The sequence below is a fragment of the Archangium lansingense genome (assembly GCF_026626635.1).
Classification (GTDB): domain Bacteria; phylum Myxococcota; class Myxococcia; order Myxococcales; family Myxococcaceae; genus Archangium; species Archangium lansingense.
In genome coordinates this window covers 11,353,697-11,379,413 of sequence record NZ_JAPNKA010000001.1, presented here as the reverse complement: position 1 = coordinate 11,379,413, position 25,717 = coordinate 11,353,697, and the positions used below count along the sequence as shown (strand labels likewise).

Annotated in this window: 6 protein-coding genes; 3 read left to right on the top strand and 3 right to left on the bottom strand. The window is 69.5% G+C overall.

Features of this window, described 5'->3' with window-relative positions; genetic code table 11:
- Window positions 1–23 precede the first annotated feature (23 nt).
- The 3 genes from OV287_RS45490 to ygfZ all read right to left on the bottom strand — a co-directional run bounded on the left by OV287_RS45490 (window position 24) and on the right by ygfZ (window position 23,540).
- Window positions 24–17,045 (bottom strand): non-ribosomal peptide synthase/polyketide synthase, encoded by a 17,022-nt coding sequence (locus tag OV287_RS45490; RefSeq protein ID WP_267540317.1) that lies wholly within the window; start codon window positions 17,043–17,045, stop codon window positions 24–26.
- A gap of 10 nt (window positions 17,046–17,055) precedes the next feature.
- Window positions 17,056–22,188, bottom strand: coding sequence for a non-ribosomal peptide synthetase (locus tag OV287_RS45485; RefSeq protein ID WP_267540316.1), 5,133 nt, complete (start codon window positions 22,186–22,188; stop codon window positions 17,056–17,058).
- Between the two features lie 287 nt (window positions 22,189–22,475).
- The gene (ygfZ, locus tag OV287_RS45480; protein WP_267540315.1) at window positions 22,476–23,540 is read right to left on the bottom strand and encodes a CAF17-like 4Fe-4S cluster assembly/insertion protein YgfZ; all 1,065 of its coding nucleotides are present in this window, start codon (window positions 23,538–23,540) and stop codon (window positions 22,476–22,478) included.
- Window positions 23,541–23,578: 38 nt separating this feature from the next.
- Between ygfZ and OV287_RS45475 the strand changes: the two genes are divergently transcribed.
- From OV287_RS45475 to OV287_RS45465, 3 genes are read left to right on the top strand one after another with little or no spacing between them, the layout of a single operon-like run.
- Window positions 23,579–23,905: a cupin domain-containing protein gene (locus OV287_RS45475; protein WP_267540314.1), complete on the top strand. Its 327-nt coding sequence runs from the start codon at window positions 23,579–23,581 to the stop codon at window positions 23,903–23,905.
- Window positions 23,902–25,245, top strand: a complete 1,344-nt coding sequence (locus OV287_RS45470) for a vitamin K epoxide reductase/DsbA family protein (protein WP_267540313.1) — start codon at window positions 23,902–23,904, stop codon at window positions 25,243–25,245. Before OV287_RS45475 ends, OV287_RS45470 begins: the two co-directional genes overlap by 4 nt.
- A gap of 13 nt (window positions 25,246–25,258) precedes the next feature.
- Window positions 25,259–25,636, top strand: coding sequence for a translation initiation factor (locus tag OV287_RS45465; protein ID WP_267540312.1), 378 nt, complete (start codon window positions 25,259–25,261; stop codon window positions 25,634–25,636).
- Window positions 25,637–25,717: the final 81 nt, after the last annotated feature.

Below are 25,717 nucleotides of genomic sequence, written 5' to 3'. Positions count from 1 at the left end.
GAGCCGTCCGCGTCCTTCACATGCTACGCTGTCGTCCTGGAGCAGCGGGTGCTTGCGTCCGGAAGTTCCTCGAGCCGCTGCTCGGGCCGCGCGAGTAGAGCCTCCAGCACCGCGCGCCAGTGCAGTGGCAGAGGCTCGATGAGGTTCGCATCGAAGCGGCCCTCCTCGTGCGACAGCTCGAGCTTCAGCCGAGGTCCGGGCAGCACCACCGCGTCGAGCGCGGTGAAGGGCTGCTCGATGGAGCGGATGTTCCGCAGGCCGAGTCCCCTGCTGCGCGTGCCCACCGAGGCGTCCAGCGGGTAGTTCTCGAAGACGTAGAGCGTGTCGGATAGCGGGACGTGCGCTGGCAGTCCGCTCCAGCGATGGATTGCCTCCAGGTCGTCGTGCGCGTGCTCGGCCAGCGAGAGCTGCCGGGCCTGAAGCGCTTGGAGCCAGGTGAGGACTGGCTCTCCGCCAGGCAGTGGGATGCGCAGCGGAAGGACGTTGATGAAGGGGCCGATGATGGACTCGACGCCCGGGAGCTCCGGGGGGCGGCCGGAGACGATGACGCGCGTGACGAGCTCGTCGACGCCCGCGTGGCGGCCCAGCACCCAGGCCCAGGCACCCAGCGCCAGTGTGCTCGGCGTGAGACGGTGTCTCCTCGCGAAGTCGTGGAGTGTCGCTGTTAGCTCCTCCGGAAGCGCGTGCGTGTGCTCCACCCAGGCTCGCGGGCCAGGGGCGTGGGTCGGCTGGGGGCCGCGGTCTCCCGGTAGAGGTGCGGGTCTCGTGAGGTCGGCGAACTCCTCGCGCCAGAAGGACTCTGCGCGGGCCTCGTCCTGGCGCTGCTGCCAGGTGATGAGGTCCCGGTAGGGGGGGCGTGTCTTTCGGGACGGCGGCTCTCCCTGTGAGAGGGCCTCGTAGGTGGCGAGCAGCTCGTCGACCAGCATGCCCACGCTCCAGCCGTCCAACAGCAGGTGATGGAAGCTCCAGGCGAACCGGTATGTCTGCGGGCCCGTCCGCGCCAGTGTGCAGCGCAGCAGCGGTGCGCTCGATGGGTCGAAGCCGATGGCTCGGTCTTGCCGGAGGAAGGCGTCCCACTGCTCGCGCTGCGCTTCTTCGGCGTGCTCCCGCCAGTCGAACTCCTGCCAGGGAAGGCCGACGTGGGGGTGGACTCGCTGCGCTGGTGCCGTGAGGTCGTCGATGGGGAAGCTGGTGCGCAGCACGGCGTGGTGCTGGACCAGCTCCTCCCAGGCTCGACGGAACGCGGACACGTCGAGCCCCTGGTGTAGCTCCCAGGTGAGCTGTGTCACGTAGGCGCCCGTGCCCGGGGTGCGCAGTGTGTGCCGCAGCATCTCCCGCTGGAGCGGAGAGAGTGGATAGGTGTCCTCGGGTTGGGCGGTGGTCTCGTGCGTGGGTCTGGAGCGCAGTAGCTCGCGGAGGCCATCGAGGCACGCGTGGGCGAGGCGCTCGATGGTGGAGCACTCGTGGAGGTTGTCGCTGTACGTCCAGCGCAGCACCAGCTTCCCGTCGATGACGAGCCCATTCACGTCCAGCACGTGGCGGCGGAGCCCGTGCTCACCGTGGTCCGGGCCCGCTGGCTCCAGCGTGAGTCCGAAGAGGGTGTTGGCGTCTCTGAGGCCGTCGAGCTGGCCGAGGTAGTTGAAGCTGAGCTCGGCGGAGGGGAGGGATTGGAGGGAGGAGGAGAGGGAGTCCTGGCGCAGGTAGCGCAAGAGGCCGAAGCCGATGCCCTTGTGAGGAACGGAGCCGAGGGCCTGGCGGACGAGGGAGAGGGCGTCGCCCGGGGAGGAGGAGGGAGGGACGGGAAGAACGACGGGGAAGAGGGTGGTGAACCAGCCGGCGGTGCGAGAGAGGTTGACGTCGTCGAAGAGGTGCTCGCGGCCGTGGCCTTCGAGGTGGACGGCGAGGGCGGAGTGGCCCGTCCAGGCAGAGAGGGCACGGGCGAGTGCGGAGAGCAGGACGTCGTTGATGTGAGAGCGCCAGGAGGAGGGAACCTCTTGGAGGAGCAGGCGAGTCTCGTGTGCGTCGAGGGAGACGGAGAGGTGGCGAGCGGAGGAGAGGGAGTTGTCGCCGAGGGAGGAGTCGCGGGGGAGGGGACGGACGGAGTGCCAGGGCTGGCCCGTCCAGAAAGAGGACTCGTGGGAGAGGGAGTCAGAGAGGGCGTGGGAGTGGAGCCTGAGAGCCCAGGACTGGAAGGAGGTGGACTTGGGAGGAAGGGAGGGAGACGCACCGCGAGAGAGGGCGAGGCAGCAGGAGTGCAAGTCCTCCAGGAGGAAGCGCCAGGAGAAGGCGTCGACGACGAGGTGGTGGAAGGCCAGTAGGAGGCGAGGGGAGAAGCCCGGGCCGCGGTGGAAGAGGGCAGCGCGCAAGAGGCTGCCGTCCTCCAGGGACATGGAGGACTGGAGGTGGGCGCAGGCGGAGGAGATGGCCTGGGGTTGCTCGGAGAGGGGCAGGTGGGAGACGTCGACCTGGTGCAAGGTGAGGGGCGGCACTTCGGCGGGGTTGTGCTGGAGCCAGTGGCCGTCGGGGTGACGGGAGAAGCGCATGCGCAGGGCGTCGTGGTGCTCGCACAGCAGGCGCAGGGCGTGCTGCAGCACTTCGGGGGAGAGGGGCTGGCGGACCTCCAGGAGGAAGGCCTGGTTGAAGTGGTGCGGAGCGGGTAGCTCCCAGTCGAAGAACCAGTGCTGGATGGGCGTCAGCGGCACCTCTCCAGACACTCGCCCCTGTTCTCCGATGGAGGAGGTGGCCGCCTGCGCGATGCGGGCCAGGTCCTCCACTGTCGGGTGCTCGAAGAGCTGACGGGGCGTGAGCGCGAGGCCGGACTGGTGGGCACGCGCGATGATTTGCAGGCTGAGGATGGAGTCTCCGCCCAAGGCGAAGAAGTTGTCGCATATGCCTACGTGCTCACGTCTGAGGACGGAGGCCCAGATGGAGGCCAGCTTCTCTTCCACGGGCGTGCGGGGCGCTACGAAGCTGGCCGTGTCTCCTGTGCGCTTGTCTTCTGGAGCGGGCAGGGCTTTGCGGTCCACCTTGCCGTTGGGAGAGAGGGGCAGGGACTCCAGTATTACGAAGGCCGAGGGCACCATGTGCTCGGGCAACGTCTGCTTGAGCCAGGTGCGCACAGCTTCGAGGTTCAACCCAGGGGGCGAGATACCCTCACCCCGTCCCTCTCCCGGGGGGAGAGGGGAAGTAGTCGCGAGAGGGGAAGTGGTGACAGTGGGCACCACGTAGGCGACGAGTTGCTTTGCTCCTGGCCCGTCCTCTCTCGCGATGACTACAGCTTCGCGCACGTGAGGGTGACGCAGCAGGGCGGCTTCTATCTCGCCCGGCTCGATGCGGAAGCCACGCACCTTCACCTGCTCGTCGGTGCGCCCCAGGAATTCCAACTGGCCGTCGCCACGCCAACGCACCCTGTCGCCAGTGCGGTAGAGGCGAGCACCGGGCTGGGCACTGAAGGGGTGGGGGATGAAGCGCTCGGCGGTGAGGGCAGGCCGGCCGAGGTAGCCGCGCGCCAGTCCTTCGCCACCTATGTACAACTCGCCCGGTACGCTGGGAGGCACCGGCTGCATGCCCGCGTCCAGCACGTACACCTGGGTGTTAGTGATAGGACGGCCGATGGAGGGCAGTCCCGATTCGGAGCCTTCCTCTGCGACGGGAGCGCAGGTGGCCACCACGGTGGACTCGGTGGGGCCGTAGTGGTTGACCAGTTGGAAGCGAGTGCCAGCGTGTGGCCGCTGGCGCAGCCTGTCTCCTCCCGTTAGCAGCACCTGGAGGGATGGGGCTGACAGTCCGTCTTGAGTCAGCACGGCCTCGGCCAGGGGCGTGGGCAGGAAGCAGTGGGTGATGGACTCGGACGTCAGCCAATGCAACAGCAGCGGAGGGCTGGCGCGCACCTCGTCGCTAGGAATGTGGAGGCTGGCACCACTGGCCAGGGCAGGCCACAGCTCCCATACGGAGGCGTCGAAGGCGGTGCCCGCCACCTGGGTGAGACGGTGTTGCGGAGTGAGGGCGTAGTGGCGCAGGTGCCAGGAGACGAGGTTGGCCAGGCTGGAGTGAGTCACCTGGACGCCCTTGGGCTGACCAGTGGAGCCCGAGGTGTAGACGACGTAGGCCAGGTGCTGAGGGGACACGCCTGGGTCAGGCGTGGTGGTGGGCCAGGCCTCCAGCAGAGCGGCATCCGTGTCCAGGCGCACCAGGAGGGCCTCCGCGGAGGGCAGGGAGTCAGCGACGGCGCGAGTGGTGACAATCACGGAGGCGCCGCTGTCGTGCAGCAGGAAGGAGAGGCGTTGGGAGGGGTAGGCCGGGTCGAGTGCCACGTAGGCACCCCCGGCCTTGAGGATGGCGAGCGCGCCCACCACCCAGCGGCACGAGCGCTCCACGCACAGGCCCACGCGCACCTCGGGCCCGACGCCCAGGGAGCGAAGATGGTGAGCGAGTTGGTTGGCGCGTGAGTCCAAATGGCGCCAGGAGAGCGATTCCTGAGCATCGGTCACGGCCAGTGCGTCCGGAGTGCACCGTGCCCACTCCTCCACCTGCTGGTGCACGCACGAGTACGCTGAGAAGTCCGCCCCGGTGTCATTCCATTCCACCAGCAATTGCCGCCGCTCTTCCTCGGGCACCAGCGGCAGTGAATCGAGTGGTTGGTCCGCGCGGGTGAGCATGCCCTCCAGCAGTGTCAGGTAGTGCCCCGCCAACCGGCGCATGACCTCCTTGTCGAAGCGGCCCGCTTCGAATTCGAGCTTCAGCAACAGCTCCCCCCAGCGGGGCAAGACGACCGCCGTGAGTGGATAGTGCGTGTGCTCGACGGAGCGCAGGCCCCGGATGGCCAGACGGTCCGCCCGCTCCTTCACCGAGCCGTCCATCGGGTAGTTCTCGAAGGCGAAGAGTGTCTCGAAGAGCGGTGTGCCCCGAGGCACCTCGCTCCAGCCCTGGACCTGGGCCAGTGGCGTGTGCTCGTGCTGGCGCACCTGGCTCTGCCTCGCCTGGAACTCCTGGAGCCATTGCACCAGCCGATCCCGCGAGGGCAGCCGCACGCGTACAGGGAGCGTGTTGATGAACAGGCCCACCATTGATTCGGCACCCGGTAGCTCCGGCGGGCGGCCGGCCACCGTCGTCCCGAACACCACGTCGCTCCTTCCGCTGTAGCGGCTCAGCAGCAGCGCCCACGCGCCTTGCGCCAGCGTGTTCATCGTGAGGTGGTGCCGCCGCGCGAAATCCCGCAGCCTCCCTGTGAGCTCCTCCGGAATCCGCACCACCTCCCCGGCTGGTGTTCCCGCGAGCGCTGCTCCGTGCCCCGACCGGGTATCGCCGGGCAGGGGTGTCGGCTCGCTGCATCCGGCAAGCACCTCGCGCCAGAACGTCTCCGAACGGGCCGGGTCCTGGCGTCTCAGCCACGCGATGTGCTCCCGGTAAGGCGGGCGGGCCTTCCGGAGCGGAGCCTCTCCGCACGAGAGGGCCTCGTAGGTGGTGAAGACCTCGTCGAGCAGCGGTCCCACGCTCCAGCCGTCCAGCAGCAGGTGGTGGTGGCTCCACACGAGCCGGTATACCGCTTCGTCCATCCGGACGAGCAGCAGGCGCAACAGCGGCGCCCTCGTGAGCTCGAAGCCGAGCGCCCTGTCCTCAGCGAGCAGTACCTCCAGGCGCTCCTCTTGCGCTTCTGGTTCCAGTCCTCGCCAATCGAGCTCCTGCCAGGGCAGGTCGACGCGAGCGTGAACTCGCTGAAGGGGCTCGGGCAGATCCGCCCAGATGAAGGCGGTGCGGAGGATGGCGTGGCGGTGGACCACTTCCTCCCAGGTGCGCCGGAACGCGGGCACGTTGAGCTCCTGGTGCACTTCCCAGGTGAGCTGCGTGACGTAGGTGCCCGCGCCAGGTGTCAGCAGCGCGTGGAAGAGCAGCCCCTGCTGCAAAGGGGCGAGTGGGTAGAGATCCTCGAGGCCTGGGGTCGCCTGGAGCACCCGGTCCAGCGTGGCTGGCTCCAGGCGGGCCAGCGGGAAGTCCGCGGGACGCAGGCGCCGTGCCTCCTCCGTGCTTCGGCCTTGGATGAGGGCACGGAGGCCCTCGAGGCACGCGTGGGCGAGGCGCTCGATGGTGGAGCGCTCGTGGAGGTTGTCGCTGTACGTCCAGCGCAGCACCAGCCTCCCTTCCAGCACGTGGCCATTTACCTCCAGCACATGACGGCGTGGGCCCCGGTCGTCGTGCATGGGGCCGCTCGGCTCTTGCGCCAGTGCGAAGAGTGAGTCGGTGCCCGCGAGGCCATCGAGTTGGCCGAGGTAGTTGAAGCTGAGCTCGGCGGAGGGGAGGGATTGGAGGGAGGAGGAGAGGGAGTCCTGGCGCAGGTAGCGCAAGAGGCCGAAGCCGATGCCCTTGTGAGGAACGGAGCCGAGGGCCTGGCGGACGAGGGAGAGAGCGTCGCCCGGGGAGGAGGAGGGAGGGACGGGAAGAACGACAGGGAAGAGGGTGGTGAACCAGCCGGCGGTGCGGGAGAGGTTGACGTCGTCGAAGAGGTGCTCGCGGCCGTGGCCTTCGAGGTGGACGGCGAGGGCGGAGTGGCCTGTCCAGGCAGCGAGGGCACGGGCGAGGGCAGAGAGCAGGACGTCGTTGATGTGAGAGCGCCAGGAGGAGGGCACCTCTTGGAGGAGCAGGCGAGTCTCGTGTGCGTCGAGGGAGACGGAGAGGTGGCGAGAGGAGGAGAGGGAGTTGTCGCCGAGGGAGGAGTCGCGGGGGAGGGGGTGGACGGAATGCCAGGGCTGGCCCGTCCAGAAGGAGGACTCGTGGGAGAGAGAGTCGGAGAGGGAGTGGGAGTGGAGTTTGAGAGCCCAGGACTGGAAGGAGGTGGACTTGGGAGGAAGAGAGGGAGACTCACCGAGAGAGAGGGCGAGGCAGCAGGAGTGCAAGTCCTCCAGGAGGAAGCGCCAGGAGAAGGCGTCGACGACGAGGTGGTGGAGGGCAAGTAGGAGGCGAGGGGAGAGGCCCGGGCCGCGGTGGAAGAGGGCAGCGCGCAAGAGGCTGCCGTCCTCCAGGGACATGGAGGACTGGAGGCTGGCGCAGGCAGAGGAGATGGCCTGGGGTTGCTCGGAGAGGGGCAGGTGGGAGACGTCGACCTGGTGCAAGGTGAGGGGCGGCACTTCGGCGGGGTTGTGCTGGAGCCAGTGGCCGTCGGGGTGACGGGAGAAGCGCATGCGCAGGGCGTCGTGGTGCTCGCACAGCAGGCGCAGGGCGTGCTGCAGCACTTCGGGGGAGAGGGGCTGGCGGACCTCCAGGAGGAAGGCCTGGTTGAAGTGGTGCGGAGCGGGTAGCTCCCAGTCGAAGAACCAGCGCTGGATGGGCGTCAGCGGCACCTCTCCGGACACTCGCTGTTGCGATTGGCTCTCGCTCGACGCGAGGTGAACGACACGGGCCAACTCCTCTACCGTCTGGTGTTGGAAGAGCTGGCGGGGCGTGAGTGCGAGGCCGGACTGGTGGGCGCGCGCGATGATCTGCAAGCTGAGGATGGAGTCGCCACCCAGCGAGAAGAAGTTGTCGCGTATGCCTACACGTTTGCGTCTGAGGACGGAGGCCCAGATGGAGGCCAGCTTCTCTTCCACGGGTGTGCGGGGGGCTACGAAGCTGGCCGTGTCTCCTGTGCGCTTGTCTTCTGGAGCGGGCAGGGCTTTGCGGTCTACCTTACCGTTGGGAGAGAGGGGCAGGGACTGGAGTGCCACGAATGCGGAGGGCACCATGTGCTCGGGCAACGTGTGCTTGAGCCAGGTGCGCACAGCTTCGAGGTTCAACTCGGGGGGGGCTATACCCTCACCCCGTCCCTCTCCCAGAGGGAGAGGGGAAGTAGGCACCACGTAGGCGACGAGTTGCTTTCTTCCTGGCCCGTCCTCTCGCGCGATGACTACAGCTTCGCGGATCTCTGGGTGACGCAGCAGGGCGGCTTCTATCTCACCCGGCTCGATGCGGAAGCCACGCACCTTCACCTGCTCGTCGGTGCGGCCCAGGAACTCCAATTGGCCGTCGCCGCGCCAGCGCACCCTGTCACCAGTGCGATAGAGGCGCGCACCAAGTTGGGCACTGAAGGGGTGGGGGATGAATCGCTCGGCGGTGAGGGCAGGCCGGCCGAGGTAGCCGCGCGCCAGTCCTTCGCCACCTATGTACAACTCACCCGGTACGCCGGGAGGCACCGGCTGCATGCCCGCGTCCAGCACGTACACCTGGGTGTTGGCGATGGGGCGACCAATGGAGGGCAGTCCTGCTTCTGCTCCTTCCTCTGCGACGGGAGCGCAGGTGGCCACCACGGTGGACTCGGTGGGGCCGTAGTGGTTGACCAACTGGAAGCGAGTGCCGGGGCGTGGCCGCTGGCGCAGCCTGTCTCCTCCCGTCAGCAGCACCTGGAGCGGTAGGGCAGGGAGAGCTTCTTGCGTCAGCACGGCCTCGGCCAAGGGCGTAGGCAGGAAGCAGTGGGTGATGGACTCGGACGTCAGCCAATGCAACAGCAGCGGGGGACTGGCGCGCACCTCGTCGCTGGGAATGTGGAGGCTGGCACCACTGGCCAGGGTAGGCCACAGCTCCCATACGGAGGCGTCGAAGGCGGTGCCCGCCACCTGGGTGAGACGGTGTTGAGGAGTGAGGGCGTAGTGGCGCAGGTGCCAGGAAACGAGGTTGGCCAGGCTGGAGTGAGTCACCTGGACGCCCTTGGGCTGACCAGTGGAGCCCGAGGTGTAGACGACGTAGGCCAGGTGCTGAGGGGACACGCCTGGGTCAGGCGCGGTGGAGGGACGGGACTCCAGCAGGGCCGCATCCGTGTCCAGGCGCACCAGGAGGGCCTCCGCGGAGGGCAGGGAGTCAGCGACGGCGCGAGTGGTGACAATCACGGAGGCGCCGCTGTCGTGCAGCAGGAAGGAGAGGCGTTGGGAGGGGTAGGCCGGGTCGAGTGCCACGTAGGCACCCCCGGCCTTGAGGATGGCGAGCGCGCCCACCACCCAGCGGCACGAGCGCTCCACGCACAGGCCCACGCGCACCTCGGGCCCGACGCCCAGGGAGCGAAGATGGTGAGCGAGTTGGTTGGCGCGTGAGTCCAAATGGCGCCAGGAGAGCGATTCCTGAGCATCGGTCACGGCCAGTGCGTCCGGAGTGCGCCGTGCCCACTCCTCCACCTGCTGGTGCACGCACGAGTACGCTGAGAAGTCCGCTCTGGTGTCATTCCACTCCACCAGCAGTCGCCTCCGCTCCTCCTCTGTCATCAGTGGCAGCTCGGTGATGCGCTGGCCGGGGTCCGCGAGGGCCGTCTCCAGCAGCCGCTCGAAGCGCTCGGTGAGCCGCGTCACCGTGGCTGGTTCGAACAGGTCCAGGCTGTATTCCCACACGCCCACCCACCCGTCCTCCGTCTCGCGCATCGACAGCATCAGGTCGAGCTTCGTCGTCCCCGTCTCCACGTCCCGGAGGCTCGCCGTCACTCCCGGCAGCTCCAGCGCCGGGCGCGAGGCGTTCTGCAGTACGAACATCGTCTGCACCAGAGGCATACGCCCCAGGTCGCGCTCGGGCTGGAGCGCCTCGACGAGCTGCTCGAAGGGCAGCTCCTGATGGGCATACGCGCCCAGGCACATGTCTCGCACCCGGGCCAGCAACTCGCGGAAGGATGGCGCTCCGGACAGATCCGTGCGCAGCACCAGCGTGTTGATGAAGAAGCCGATAAGCCCCTCCACCTCCCGCTGCGAACGGCCCGCCACCGGCGTGCCCACGAGTACGTCCTCCTGCCCACTGTGCCGCATCAGCAGCACCTGGAAGGCCGCCAGCAGCGGCATGAAGGGCGTGACCCCCTCGCTTCGCACCAGAGCGTCGAGGCGCTCGGACAGCGTGCGCGGATACCGGACGCGGAGCCGCCCGCCGCGGTGGCTCCAGACCTCCGGGCGAGGATGGTCTACTGGCAGCTCCAGCACCGGCAGGGGTCCGGTCAGACGCTCCCGCCACCAGGTGAGCTGCTCCTCTCGCACCTCGTCTCGCAGCCACGCCCGCTGCCATACCGCGTAGTCCGCGTACTGCACGGGGAGCGGTGGCAGCACTGCTGGGGCCCCGGCCTGGAGCGCGGCGTAGTGCGCGGCCAGCTCACGCTGGAGCACGTCCTGGGACCACCCGTCGCACACGATGTGGTGCAGCGTCAGCAGCAGGGCGTGCACCTCGGGCTCGAGCTTCAGCAGGGTGGCCCGCACCAGTGGTCCACGGTGCAGGTCGAACGGGCGCACCGCTTCTTCCCGAGCGTGCCGCTCGGCTTCGGCCTCGCGCTCCTCGGGTGGCAGGTGGGCGAGGTCCTTCACCGGCAGAGGCAGTTCCAGCTCTGGTGCGATGACCTGGATGGGCTGCCCGTCCACCTGCGCGAAGGTTGTCCGCAGCGACTCGTGCCGGCGGACCACTTCCTGGAAGGCCGCGCGGAACAGCTCCACATCCAGTCGACCCCCCAGCCGCACCACCAGGGGCACGTGGTACGAGGCTCCTCCCGGTGCGAGCTGCTCCAGGAAGTAGAGCCGTTGCTGGGCGAAGGACAGGGGCAGCAGGCCCTCGCGAGGCACGGGCACCAGTGTGGGCCGTCGGGTTTCTGGCTCCGCTTCCCGGCGCGCGGACTCGATGCTCTGGGCCAGTGCGGCCACCGTTGGCTCCTCGAACAGGCGCTGGAGCGGCACCTCGACATCAAAGGCCTCGCGCAGTTGTGAGACGAGCCGCGTGGCCAGCAGCGAGTGTCCGCCCAGCTCGAAGAAGGAGGTCTCCACTCCCACCAACTCCACGCCGAGCAACTCGGACCAGATCGCCGCTACCTGGCGCTCTACCTCGGTGCGCGGGGCCGTGAAGTCGTCCGCTTCGCCGCTCGCTGTCAGGGGCGAGGGCAGGGCCTTGCGGTCCACCTTGCCGTTGGGCGTGAGCGGCAGGGACTCCAGTGTTACGAAGGCCGAGGGCACCATGTGCTCGGGCAGCGTCTGCTTGAGCCAGGTGCGCACGGCTTCGAGATTCAACCTGGGGGGCGAGATACCCTCACCCCGTCCCTCTCCCGGGGGGAGAGGGGAAGTAGTAGCGAGAGGGGAAGTGGGCACCACGTAGGCGACGAGCCGCTTTGTCCCTGGTCCGTCTTCTCGCGCGACGACGACGGCCTCGCGGACGTCCGGGTGGCGCAGCAGCGCTGCCGCTATCTCGCCCGGCTCGATGCGGAAGCCTCGGATCTTCACCTGCTCGTCGGCTCGGCCCAGGAACTCCAGCTGGCCGTCCCTCCGCCAGCGGACCAGGTCTCCCGTGCGGTAGAGCCGTGCCCCGGGATCGGTGCTGAAGGGGTGCGGAATGAAGCGCTCGGCGGTGAGCGCGGGCTGGCCGAGGTAGCCGCGCGCCAGTCCCTCCCCGCCTATGTAAAGCTCGCCCACCGCACCCGATGGCACCGGGTGAAGCTGCCCGTCCAGCACGTACACCCGTGTGTTGGCGATGGGTCGGCCGATGGCGGGCAACCCCGCTTCCGTGTCTTCGGGGGGCACCGTCGCGCACGTGGTCACCACGGTGGACTCGGTAGGCCCGTACTGGTTGAGCAGTCGGAATCCCGCCCCAGGTCGGGGCCGCTGGTGCAGCCGGTCTCCTCCCAACGCCAGGGCCCGCAGGGACAGCTCTCTCGGCCACGTCTCCGCCAGCACCGCTTCGGCCAGCGGGGTGGGCATGATGGTCAGCGTCACCCCTCGCGAGGCCATCCATTCCGTCAGGTTCGCGGGCCGGGTGCGCGTCTCCTCATCCGGAAGGTGGAGGCTCGCCCCCGCGGCGAGCGTGGGCCACAGTTCCAGCATCGACGCATCGAAGGATGTCCCCATGACGTGGGGGATCCGGTCTCCTGGCTCCATCGCGAGCTCTCGGACGAACCAGGTCACCAGGTTCATCAGGCTGCCGTGCGCCACCTCCACGCCCTTGGGCCGCCCCGTCGAGCCCGACGTGTAGATGACATAGGCCAGGTGCTCCGGCGACGGTCCGTGCTCCAGCGGTGTGGTGGGCAGGGACTCGAGATATGCGGCCTCCGCGTCCAGCAGCACGAGCTGCTCGGAGCCCGAGGGCAGGGTGTCCGCGACGGCTTCGGTGGTGACGGCCACCGGGACGCGGCTGTCGCGCAGCATGAACGCAAGCCGCTCCACTGGGTAGCTCGCATCCAGCGGCACATAGGCACCGCCGGCCTTGAGGATGCCGAGCGCTCCCACCAACCAGAGACACGAGCGCTCCATGCACAGGCCCACGCGCACCTCTGGCCCCACGCCCAGGGCCCTCAGGTGATGCGCGAGCTGGTTGGCTCGCTGTTCCAGCTCTCCGTACGTGAGGGCGCCGTGCACGTCGGCCACCGCCAGCGCGTCCGGAGCCCGCGCCGCCCGCGCCTCGAAGAGTGCTGGGAGGGTGGAGTCTCGGGGGAAGCTCGCCTGCGTGTCGTTCCACTCCACCAGCAGCCGGTGTCTCTCCTCGGGGGACAGCATTGGCAGGGTGGTGATGCGCTCGTCCGGAGCCGCGGCGATGGCCTCCAGCAGCCGCACGTAGTGCCCCGCGAGTTGCGCCACGGTCTCCCGGTCGAACACCTCGGTGCCATAGCCGAACGACGCCACCCAGCCCGTCCTGCCTTCGGCCACGGTGAGCCCCAGGTCGAACTTCGCCCGCCCCGGGTCTCCGTCCTCCACGCTCGCCGACAGGCCCGGCAGCTCCAGCACCGGCACCGGCACATCCTGGACGGAGAACATCACCTGGAACAGTGGCGAACGTCCTTGCTCACGCTCGGGCTGGAGCGCCTCGACGAGCTGCTCGAAGGGCAGCTCCTGGTGGGCATACGCGCCCAGGCAGACATCACGCACCCGGGCCAGGAGTGTGCGGAACGAGGGGTCTCCGGACAGGTCGGTGCGCAGCACCAGCGTGTTGACGAAGAAGCCGATGAGCCCTTCCACCTCCCGCCGCGAGCGTCCGGAGATGGGGGCTCCCACCGCTACGTCTGTCCTGCCCGTGTAGCGCGCGAGCAGCACCTGGAAGGCGGACAGCAGCAGCATGAAGCGCGTGACACCCTCGCGGCGGCAGAGCGTCGTGAGGCTCTCCATCAGAGGCGGTGGCAGGTGCACCTGGAACCTGGCGCCCTGGCGCGTGCGCACGGCCGGCGCAGGACGGTCCTGGGGGAAGTCCAGGTCCTCCAGTCCCGCGAGGCGGCGCCGCCACCAGGAGAGCTGGGGCTCCAGCGTCCCGGCCTCCGTCCACCGCTGGTGCCACGCGGCGAAGTCGGCGTACTGCACCGGGAGCGGCTCGAGCGCGGGTGGCTTCCCCGAGACCCCTGCTCCGTACAATGCGCCCAGCTCGCGTACCAGGACGCCGATGGACCAGCCGTCGAAAACGATGTGGTGCGCCGTCAGCAGCAGGGTGTGCGTGTCCGGCCCGAGCCGCAACAGCATGGCTCGCAGCAACGGCCCCCGGCCCAGGTCGAACGGGCGCGCCGCCTCCTGAGAGGCCTGTCTGGCGGCCTCGGCCTCCCGTTCTTCCAGCGGCAGCGCGGCGAGGTCCACCACGGGCATGGTGAGGGAGGGCTCGGGCGCGATGACTTGCACGGGCTGGCCCTGGAGCTCGGTGAAGGTTGTCCGCAGGGCTTCGTGCCGGGTGACGAGCGCCCTCAGGGCCTGTTTGAGCACGCCCGCGTCCAAGTGGCCCTTCCACCGCAGCACCAGCGGGACGTTGTAGTGCGCGCCCCCGGGCTCTAGCTGCTCCTGGAACCACACCCGCTGCTGGGCGGGGGAGAGCACCAGGGGGCCCTCTCGTGACACCCGCTCCAGAGGAAGGGCGGCGGGACCCTGTCCCTCTCGGTGCTGCGCCTCGAGGGTGGTGGAGAGCCGCGCCACCGTGGGAGATTCGAAGACGGCGCTCACGGGCAGCTCCACGCCGAAGGCCGCGCGAATCCACGAGACCAGCCGCGTGGCCACCAGCGAGTGCCCTCCAAGCGCGAAGAAGTCGTCCTCTACGCCCACGTGCTCCACGCCCAGCAGCGTGGCCCACATGTTGGCGAGCAACTCCTCGGTGGCGGTGCGGGGGGCGGTGCCCTTCGCGCCCTTCGGGTTGGCCGGTTCAGGGGCGGGTAGGGCCTTGCGGTCCACCTTGCCGTTGGCCGTGAGGGGCAGCGCCTCCAGGGCGACGAACGCGGAAGGCACCATGTACTCGGGTAGCTTCTGGTTCAGCCAGGTGCGTACGGCTTCGAGGTTCAACCCGAGGCGGTCGATACCCTCACCCCGTCCCTCTCCCGGGGGGAGAGGGGAAATATTGGTAGTGTTGGGCACGACATAGGCAACGAGCCTCTTTCCTCCTGGCCCGTCCTCTCGTGCCATCACCACGGCCTCGCGCACCGAGGGATGCTGGCGCAGCGTTGCTTCCACTTCGCCCGGCTCGATTCGGAAGCCTCGGAGCTTTACCTGCCCGTCCAGCCGGCCCAGGAACTCCAACACTCCGTCCGGGCGCCAGCGCACCCGGTCTCCCGTGCGGTACAGCCGCGCGCCGGGCTCGCCGCCGAATGGATCCGGCACGAAGCGCTCCGCCGTCAGCTCCGGCCTTCTCACGTACCCGAGCGCCAGTCCGTCTCCGCCTGTGTACAGCTCTCCTGGCACCCCGGCCGGGACGGGCCTCATCCTCGCGTCCAGCACGTACACCCTCGTGTTGGTGATTGGCCGGCCGATGGGTACCGCGCTGATTCCCGCGTCTCCAGGCGCCTTCATCACGTGGCAGCAAGTGAACGTCGTGTTCTCCGTGGGCCCGTATCCGTTCACGATTACGCCCCCGCGCTCCAGCCGCGCTCGCACCGCTCCCACGGGCAGCACGTCGCCACCCGCGAGGAGTTGGCGCACGCCATCCAGTGCTTCCGGATGGTGCGCCACCATCTGCTCGAAGAGGCCTGCCGTCAGCCAGAGCGTCGTCACGCCCTCGCGGCGCAGTACTTCGCCCAACTCCTCCAGCGACGGCGCATGCGGAGGGAACACCACCAGCCGGGCCCCGTGCAGCAGGCTGCCCCACAGTTCGAGCGTGGACGCGTCGAATGCGAGCGGCGCGAGCTGCAGGAAGATCTCATCCGGGCCGAAGCGTGCGTAGCCCGTCTCCATCACCAGCCGCACTACCGCACGGTGTGGCACGCACACGCCCTTGGGCCGGCCTGTCGAGCCCGAGGTGAACATGACATAGGCCGGCTCGCCCGCGGCCACGGTGCAGGGCGGCGCCTCTTCGTGCTCCGAGGCCGCGAGCGCCGCGTCGAGCCGCACCACCTTCACTCCGGGGACCTCTGGCATGCGCGGGAGCACGTCCGGTTGCGCCAGCAGCACTGGCACCGCCGTGTCTTTCAGTAGGAAGGCCAGCCGCTCGGGCGGGGACGCGGGCTCCAGCGGTACGTACGCGCCTCCGGCCTTGAGGATGCCCAGCACGCTCACCACCAGTTCCAGCGAGCGCTCCACGCACAGCCCCACGGGCGTCCCCGTGTTCACACCGAGTGCCCGCAGGTGGTGCGCGAGTGCATTCGCCCTCCGGTCAAGCTCCCGGTAGGTGAGTCGCGTGCCCTCGAAGCTCACTGCCACCGCGTCCGGCGTGCGCGCCGCCTGGGCGGCGAAGAGTGCGTGCACTGTGGCATTCCTGGGGAAATCGGTGCGCGTGGTGTTCCACTCCACCAGCAGCCGGTGCTGTTCCTCCTCGCGCATCAGTGGCAGTTCGGAGAGCCGTGTCTCCGGTGCCGAGGCGATGCCCCGCAGCAGTACCTCCAGGCGCCCGGCCATTCCGCCGGCCGTCTCCGGAGTGAAGAGGTCCGTGCTGTACTCCAGCTCGCCGAGCAGCCCCTCTGGGCCCGCGGTCAGGTGCAGGCCCAGGTCGAACTTCGACAGCCGCCGCTCCACCTCCTGCCGCGACGCCTTCAGGCCGGACAGGGCCAGTCCCGGTGCCGGAGTGGCCTGGAAGGTGAACATCGTTTGCAGCGTCTCCCCCAGCTTGTCGAAGGGCACCTCCTCGCGTGCGTATGCGTCCAGGCACGTCGAGCGCACCCTCGCCAGCAGCTCGCGGAAGGGCGGGTCCCCTGACAGGTCCGAGCGCAGCACCAGTGTATTGATGAAGGCGCCGATGAGCCCCTCCACCTCGGGTCGCGTTCGTCCCGCAGCGGGAGTACCCACCCGCACGTCTTCCTGCCCCGAGTGCCGCAGCAGCAACACCTGGAAGGCGGCCAGCAGCAGCATGAAGGAGGTGACGCCCTCGCGGCGGGCCAGCGACTCCAGCGCTCCGGCGACGTCCGCGGGCACTCGCACTGGCTGGTGGCCTCCCCGCATCGTCCGTACCGGCGGGCGCGGGTGGTCCGCGGGCAGCTCCAGCCCGTCCCAGGGCCCAGCCAGTTTCTGTTTCCAGGCGGCGAGCAGGGGCTCCAGGGCCTCGGCAGTCAGCCGTTGCCGCTGCCAGCGCGCGAAGTCCGCGTATTGGATTGGCAGGGGCGGGAGTGCCGGAGCGGCTCCAGAGACGAAGGCCCCGTACAGCGCGCCCAGCTCGCGCACCAGCACCCCCAGCGAGTGCTCGTCGCAGGCGATGTGGTGCAGCGACAGCAACAGGACGTGGGCCTCCGGCTCCAGTCGCAGCAGCGTGGCCCTCAGCGGCGGGCCGTGCTCCAGGTCGAAGGGCCCCTCCGCCTCCTCCAACGCCAGGTTCAGCACCCGCGCCTCGCGCTCCGGCTCGGAGAGGCCGCTCAGGTCCACCACGGGCCAGGTGCCCTCTCGCGCCGGGACGATGACCTGCACCGGTTGGCCGCCCACCTCCGCGAAGGAGGTCCTCAGTACCTCGTGGCGCTCCACCAGCGCATTCAGGCTCCGCTGCAGCGCAGTCACCTCTAGCGCGCCGTACAGGCGCCAGGCACGGAAGAGGTTGTAGGCGAAGCCGCCGGGCGCCAGCCGATCCACCAGCCAGAGCTGTTGCTGCGCGAAGGACACCGGGCCCAGCTTCGTGCCGGCTCCTCGCTCCTGCATCAGCCGCGCGAGGGCCTCGCGCCGATCGGTCTGGGAGAGCACCGCGGTCCTGGGAGTCTGGCTCATGTCGTGTTCCTCAGAGATCTTCGATGCCGAGCAGGACGTTCACTTCGTCGTCCGAGAGCTGCGCTGGATCCACGGGCAGCTCGGTGCGGCGGATGGACTCGGTGTCCGGGGGCCTCGCACGGGCGGCGGCGAGCGCCTCGGCCAGCTGCGCCACTGTCGGCTGGTCGAAGACGTGCCGGACGGACAGCGCTACCTGCTGCTCCGCACGCAGCCGTGAGACGAGCCGCGCCGCCAGCAGCGAGTGCCCGCCTAGGGAGAAAAAGTCGTCGTGCACGCCCACTCGCTCCAGGCCGAGCAGTTCGGCCCAGCGGTCCGCGAGCCATGTCTCGTCCGGGGTGCGCGGTGCCTCGTACGTCCGCGCGGAGCCGAGCGCTTCACGTCCAGGGGCGGGCAGGGCTCGCCGGTCTACTTTGCCGTTGGGCGTGAGGGGCAGGGCCTCCAGGGGGACGAAGGCGGAGGGCACCATGTACTCGGGCAGCGTCTGCTTGAGCCAGGTGCGCAGGGCCTCGGGGTTCAAGCCGAGCAGCTCTATACCCTCACCCCGTCCCTCTCCCAGAGGGAGAGGGGAATTAGGAGGAGTGGGGGGAGTGGGCACCACGTAGGCCACGAGGCGCCGGTCTCCTGGGGTGTCTTCGCGTACCACCGCCACCGTTTCGCGCACCGATGGGTGTCGGCGCAGTGCTTCCTCCACCTCTCCCAGCTCGATGCGGTGCCCGCGCAGCTTCACCTGCTGATCCGTGCGGCCCTCGTACGCGAGCGTCCCGTTCGAGTGCCAGCGCACCCGGTCTCCCGTGCGGTACAGCCGCGCGCCCGGATCTCCGCTGAAGGCATCCGGTACGAAGCGCTCCGCCGTCAGCTCCGGCCGGCCCAGGTAGCCCCGCGCCACGCCCTCTCCACCGATATAGAGCTCTCCGGGAACTCCGGTCGGCACCGGCTGCATCCGCGCGTCCAGCACGTACACCCGCGTGCCCCCGATGGGCCGACCGATGGACACGGGCCCGTCCTCCTTCGACGTCACCGCGTGCACGGTGGACCAGACGGTTGTCTCCGTGGGGCCGTATAGGTTCCACACCTCGCCACAGCGCTCCAGCAGCCTCGCTGCCAGCTCGCGGGGTAGTGCTTCACCACCGCTCAGCGCCTTCAGCCGCCGCCCCTTCCAGCCGGACTCCTCCAGCAGTCGCCACGTGGAAGGTGTCGCCTGGAGCACCGTGGCGCCGCTCGCTTCCAGCAGGGCCCCGAGCCGCGCCCCGTCCGTGGCCTCCTCGCGCCCGGCCACCACCACGCGCGCTCCCACTGAGAGTGGCAGCAGTAGTTCCAGCACGGCGATGTCGAAGGACAGCGTAGTGACGGCTACCAGCACGTCTTCCGACGACAGTCCCGGTTGCTCTTTCATCGCCGCGAGGAATCGGGCCCCGGTCCGGTGAGGCACCATCACGCCCTTGGGCCTTCCCGTGGAGCCGGAGGTATAGAGGATGTACGCCGCCGACTCCGGCTGCACCGCCTGGTGCAGGGGTGCTTCGTCCTCGAGGGCCAGCGCGGGGCCGTCCGAGTCCAGGCACACCGTGCACATTCCGTCCGAAGCAAGCCTCGGTAGCAGCGCCGCCTGCGTTACCAGCACCGGCATCCCAGTGTCGCGCCGCATGAACTCCAGCCGCTCCTCGGGGAAGCCAGGGTCCAGCGGTACGTAGGCGCCACCGGCTTCGAGGATGCCCAGCAGCCCCACCACCATCTCCACCGAGCGCTCCACGCACAGCCCCACCGCCACCTCGGGCCCCACCCCCAATCGCTTCAGGTGGCGCGCGAGCTGTCCGGCCCGCTGCTCCAACTCGCCGTACGTCAGCGTCCGGCCGCCACACTCCACCGCCACCGCGCGGGGCATGCGCCGGGCCTGGGCCTGAAAGGCCGAATGCAGGCCCATGTCGCTGGGTAGCGGCTCCGGCCGGGAGCCGTTCCAGGCGACCAGCACCCGGTGGCGTTCCTCTTCGGACAGCAGCGGCAGCTCGGACAGGCGTGTGAGCGGCGCGGCGGCCACCGCCTCCAGTAGCCGGTGGTAACACGCGGCCAACCTTGCCACCGTCTCATGGTCGAACAGGTCCGCGCTGTACTCCCAGCGGATGGAGACGGGGCCGTCTTCTGGTGCTCCCGTGCCCGCGCGTTGCTCGCCCTCGGGGATGACGATGATGTTCAGGTCGCACTTCGACGAGCCATTGCCGATGGGCACCGTCGAGCCCCGCAGGCCTCCGAAGTCCAGCTCCGGCACCGGCGAGTCATGGAAGCTGAACATCACTTGGAAGAGAGGGGAGGGGCCGCCGTCGCGCTCGGGCCGCAGCTCGCGTACCAGCGACATCAGCGGCACGTCCGCATGTGCGTGCGCCTCCAGGTCCACCGTCCGCACTCGCCGCAGCAGCTCCGTGAAGGTGGGGTCTCCCCCCGCGTCCGTGCGCAGCAGCACCGTGTTCACCATCATGCCGATCAGCGGCTCCACCTCCGGAGCGCGTCGGTTGGCTACCGTGGTGGCGATGCACACGTCCTCCAGCCCGGTGTAGCGGTGCAGCAGCGCGACGAATGCGGCCCGCAGGGCCATGAAGAAGGTGACGCCCTGCTCGCGGCCCAGCGTCTTGAGCGCTCGGCGCAGGGGCTCGGGCAGCTCCGTGCGCAGCTCTCCGCCCTGGTGGCTCGGAGTGCGCGGACGCGGCCGATCCGCAGGCAGCTCCACCGGCGGAGGCAGGGGCTCCAGCTTCTGCCGCCAGTACGCCAGTTGCTGCTCCAGCACTGGGCCTCGCAGCCAACTGCGCTGCCACGCCGCGAAGTCCGCGAACTGGAAGGCCAGCTCGGGCAGCGGTGAGGCGCGTCCCTCCAAGAACGCGGGGTAGAGGGCCTTCAGCTCGCGCAGGAAGACGGCGGCGGACCATCCGTCGTGGACGAAGTGGTGCTCCACATGCACCAGCACGTGCTCCTCTGTTCCCAGCCGGAGCAGCGTCCAGCGCACCAGGGGCAGCCGCGTGAAGTCGAACGGGCGTCGCACCTCTTCCGCGAGGCGACGCTTCGCTGCGCCTTCCACATCCGCCTCGCCACGCAGATCCATCACTGGCACGTGCACGTCCCAGGGCGGGTGTACCTCCTGCACCGGATGCCCATCCCGAGTGGGGAAGGTGGTGCGCAGGCTCTCATGTCGGCGGATGATCTCCGCCAGCGCTCGCTCCAGCGCCGGCACGTCCAGCGCGCCCCGGAGCCGCAGCACCATCTGCGCGTTGTAGGCCAGGTTGCCTGGGGACAGCTCGTGCACGAACCACACCTGCTCCTGCTGGAAGGACAGCGGCGCTGTGCCATCGCGTGGGACGCGGACCAGGGGCGGCAGCGCGGGAGCAGAGGGGGCCTGCCCCTCGCGTTCATCGATGAGGCTGGCCAGTCGCCCGACGGTGGGGTGTTCGAAGAGGGCGGCGAGGGGCAGCTCCACGCCCTCGGTCTCACGCAGCCGGGCGAGGAGTTGGCCCGCCAGCAGGGAGTGTCCTCCGAGCAGGAAGAAGTCCTCGTGAAGGCCTACACGCTCGCGGTGGAACAGCTCGGCCCACAGTTGTACGAGCCGGGCTTCCCGCGGGGTGCGAGGCGGTGTGGCGTCCTCGGGACCGGTAGAGGGCGTCAGCTCGGGCAGGGCCTGTGCATCCAGCTTGCCGTGCGGAGTGAGTGGCAGCGCGGCGAGCACCCCATAGGCCGAGGGCAGCATCGGCTCCGGCAGTTGCTCGCGCAGGAAGGTGCGCAACGTCTCGGGAGACGGGGCGATGTCACCCGCGGGGACCACGTACGCGACGAGCCGCGTGTCTCCGGAGGCCTCCGTTCGAAGAACCACCGCCGCCTGCCGGACGCTCGGATGGCGCGCCAGGGCGGCCTCCACCTCTCCCAACTCGATGCGCACGCCCCGCACCTTCACTTGCGAGTCGATGCGCCCCAGGAACTCCAGCCGTCCATCCGGCAGCGCCCGCACCTTGTCTCCGGTGCGGTACATCCGTGCGCCGAGCTCACCGATGAACGGGTCCGGCACGAAGCGCTCCGCCGTCAGCCCGGGCTGTCCCAGATAGCCACGCGCCACTCCGATGCCCCCCACATACAGCTCGCCCGGTGCTCCAGAGGGGACCCGCTCCAGCCGTTCGTCGAGCACGTGGACTCCGACTCCCGGCAGTGGCCGACCGATGGAGGGCCGCTCCACGTCCACGGCGTCTTCTACCGTCGCGCAGATGGTGGCCTCGGTAGGCCCATAGGCATTGAGCAACCGGCGGCCCGGCTTCCACCGCCGCGCCAGCTCCGGCGGGAGTGCCTCGCCAACGGAGATGAGCGTCTTCAGCGCGGGCAGCCCCTGGGGCTCCAGTTGTGCCAGCACCGAGGGCACCAGCGTCACGGTGGTGATGGCCTGCTCTCGCAGCAGGGCGTGCAGCCGAGGCCCGGGCAGCATTGCCTCCCGCGGTGCCAGGCACAGTCCTGCGCCCGCGGCCAGCGTGGACAGCACCTCGCACACGGAAGCGTCGAAGCCTGCCGAGGCGAACTGCAGCACGCGCTGGCCCGGTACCACTCCATGCGCCTCGATGACGCCGCGCAGCACGTGGACCAGCCCGCGGTGCGCGAGCTGCACGCCCTTGGGCCGGCCCGTCGAGCCCGAGGTGAAGATGACGTACGCCAGGTGCTCCGGGGTGACCTGCACCGCGGGGGCCTCGGAGGGCCTGCGCGCGAGCTCGCTTGCGGCGGCATCCAGGCACACCGTGGGGGCTTCTACCGCTGGCAGCCGCCCCCGATGTGCTGTGTGCGTGACCACCACGTGCGGTCTCGCATCCTCCAGCACCCGAGCCAGCCGCGCTCGAGGGTAGGCCAGCTCCAACGGCACGTAGGTGCCACCAGCCTTCAGGATGCCCAACAGCCCCACCACCCACTCCGGCGTCCGCTCCAGCGCGAGCGCCACCCGCGCCTCCGGCTCCACTCCCAGCGCCACCAGGTGGTGGGCCAGCCGGTTCGCCCGCTGGTCCAGTTCACGGTACGTCAGCGACTCGGCGTCGTACGTCACCGCTACGGCGTCGGGTGCACGCGCCATCTGGGTCTCGAACAGGGAGTGCGCGCACACCGCCTCCCCGGTACCTGTCTCTGCCCGGGCGCTCATGGAGACACCCGCGCGAGTGCGACGGGCTGGAGACAAGGCACACGAGTGCCGCGAGCGGGCGGTCGAGCGAGGGGGGATGGGCGCATGGGGGGAGCGCAGGATAGCAAGCTCCCTGACAGCGATGAGCAGCCGGCCAGGTCACTCCCGGATCAGGCTGCTCGACCGCTGGGGTCCAACCCAAGTGTTTCAGATACCCTCACCCCGTCCCTCTCCCGGAGGGCGAGGGGAAATGGGCGCGGAGGGGAAATGCGCTCGGTCGGGGAGATGGGCTCGGCGGAGAGGTTGGCTCAGGTGAAGGGTAGGGCCGCCACGGTGGCCTCGGCCGGGCCCTCACCCAATGCCAGCACCGTGCCCGGCTCCAGGTGGTCCCGGTGCACGTACCCCAGCGCCACCGTCTGCCCCTTGAGCGGCGAGCGCACCACGCTCGTCACCCAGCCCACCTTCTTGCCGTCTTTCTTCAGCTCGGTCCCCGGCGCTGCCTCGGTGGTCCCCAGCAGCAGGCCCGACAGCTTCCGGTTCATGTGCCCCCGGAAGGTCGCTCGCGCGATGACCTCCTGCCCGATGTAGCAGCCCTTGTTGTACGAGATGGCGTTCGTGAGGTTCGCCTCCAGGGGGATGGTGGTGTCCACCATGTCCTGGCCGTAGCGCGGCACCCCCGCCTCTACCCGCAGCGCCTCCTGCGCCCGCCAGCCCAGCGGCTTCAGCTCGAACGCCCCACCCGCTCCCACCAGTGCCTTCCACACCGCTTCCAGCCCGCCCCGCGGCACCAGCAGGTCCACCCCTGGCCCCTGTCCGGGACGTCCCACCGTCAGCACCTCCTGGCCCGCCAGCTGCACGGTCCGGGTGGTGTCCGGCGGCAGGGCGGCAAAGGGGCCACCTGTCACGGCGCCCAGCAGGTCGGCCGTCCGGGGTCCCATCAGCCGCAGTATCCCCAGCTCGCCCGTGGCCTCATGCAGCTCGGCGTCCTCGGAGATGAGGAACTTCCCCAGGAATTCCAGCACCTTGGCGCCCAGCCCGGGCTCCAGGTCCAGCAGCAGCTCGCTCTCGCGTCGAATGATGCGAGCGTCAGCCACCATGGAGCCCTTCACGGTGATCATCGCCGCGTAGGTGGCCGCCCCGGCCTCCAGCCCCTTCACTTCCTGGGTCACCATGCCGTGCAGGAAGCTGGCGCGGTCCTCGCCGGTTATCCGCAGCGCTTCCCGATAGGTGGCATCATGGAGGGCCACCGCTTGCCGGGCTGCCCGGTACTCCGCCTCCACATCCCCATAGTCGGCCACGACCTCCCGGCCGTTGACTCCTAGGAAGTGGGCTCCTGCCTGCTCGTGAAGAAAATGCAGAGACAGCGGTTCCATGACCGTCGCTATATAGAGGCGCGGGAGTGAATGCCACGATGGATGTGAAACACCTGTCGGACTTCCTGGGCTTCTCGGCCGAGAAGCTCCAGAAGCACAACCTCTTCAAATCCGAGCGCTTCTTCCTGGACGTGTACTGTCTGACGCCCGGCCAGAGCCAGAAGCCCCACCGGCACGCCACCTCGGACAAGGTGTACCTCGTCCTGGAAGGGCGGTGCCGTTTCCGTATCGGCGCGGACGAGGCCTCCCATGGCCCCGGTGCCGCCCTTTTCGCCCCTGCGGGTGTCGACCACGGCGTCACCAATGACGGCCCCGACAACGCCCGCCTCCTCGTCCTGATGACCCCCCCTCCGGAGCACGCATGAGCAAGAAGGCCAATCCGCCCCCTCCCGTCCCCGTCCGTGGTGCCACGGCGCTGCTCGGCCTGGGCCTCGCCGAGGCCGCGCTCTCCATCTACCAGTGGAAGGAGCTCCTCACCCTGCGCAGCGGTGGTACCACCAGCTGCGGCCTCTCTGAGAAGGTCAACTGCGAGACGGTGTGGAACTCCGCCTTCTCCAGCGGCGTGCATGAGCGGCTGGGCATGCCCGTGGCCGCGCTCGGCCTGGTGTGGGGCATCGTCGCCGTGGCGCTCTCGGCGCTCTACCTGGTGTGGCGCAAGAACGGGCACACCGTGCGTCCCGCCGCCAACGGCCTGCGTCTGACGGCCGCGGCCGGTGTGGCGGCCAGCCTCGTCTTCGGCCTCGCGAGCGCGAGCGCCGGGGCGCTGTGTCCCACGTGTCTGGCCACCTACGCCCTCACGCTCAGCTTCGCTGGCGTGGCCGTGTGGGGCCTGCCCGCTCCCGTGTTGCCGCAGACGGGCGAGTGGGGCCGCGCGCTCAAGTGGACGGGGGGTTTCGCCGTCGCCGCCTACGTCGCGCTGCTGATGCCCGGCTCGCAGACGCCCAAGGCCACCGCCGCCGTGGAGAAGGTCGCCACCATGCGCGCCACCGCCGCTCCCGGCTCGCTGGAGGAGTACCTCCTCGGCCTGCCCCAGCCGGAGCAGCAGGCCATCTCCAACGCGCTCGCCCGCTACCGCATGGACTCGCCGCTGCCGGCCCTGTCGGCCACGCGCCGCCGCTACGGCCCCGAGAACGCGCCGGTGAAGATGGTGGAGTGGACGGACAGCCGCTGCCCCCACTGCAAGGGCCTGGTGGAGGTGCTCGCCCTCATGAAGAAGCGCCTTCCCGAGGGCAAGCTGTCGCTGGAGGCCCGCCAGTTCCCGCTCGATGGCCAGTGCAACCGCACCATGCCCCCGCATGCCACCGATGGCACCGGCATCCGCTGCCTGGCCGCGAAGGGGCAGATCTGCATCGAGGACGCTCCCGACTACTGGGAGCTGCGCGAGAAGCTCTTCGCCGCTCAGGCCACGCTCAACTCGCAGAACGTGCTGAGCATCCTCTCCTCCGGCTCGGTCTCGCGCTCGCAGCTCGAGGCGTGCATCGCCAGAGCGGAGACGAACAGGAAGCTGGATGAGGACATCGCGTTCGCCAAGCAGCATGACCTGCACGGCACGCCGCTGGTGGTCATCAACGGCCGCGAGGCGCAGCCCATCCCGTCCTTCCTCTACGCCCTCATCATGTCGGACGGGAACCCCGACGCCCCTGCCTTCAAGGTGCTGCCCGCGCCGAAGCAGCAGGCGTTGCAGGCTCACGATCACCCGCACTGAACGGACGGACGCCATGGGCAAGCGCGACAAGAAGCCCGAGGCGTCCGCTCCGGCGGCGCCCTTCCACAACCCCTTCGCCGCGCTCAACCTCAAGCGTGAGGAACTGCCGTCGGGGCCTGCTCCCGCGCCCGTGAAGGCCGAGGCGCCCAAGGGCCCCGCGCGCGCCGTGGTGCGCATGGAGCGCAAGGGGCGCGGTGGCAAGGAGGTGACGGTGGTGGAGCAGCTTGGACTGCCCGCCGCCGAGCTGGAGAAGTGGCTCAAGGCCCTCAAGGGGGGCCTGGGCTGCGGCGGCACCGTGGAGGAGGACACCCTGGTGTTGCAGGGCGATCAGCGCGAGCGCCTCCCCACGCTGCTGGAAGCCCGCGGCGTGCGCCGCGTCACCGTGGGCTGAGCGCCTACATCCGGAATAATCCACCCCCGCTGGACTCAGAATGGGGGGGCCCCTGTAGTGTTCGCCCGCCGCCCGTTTGGA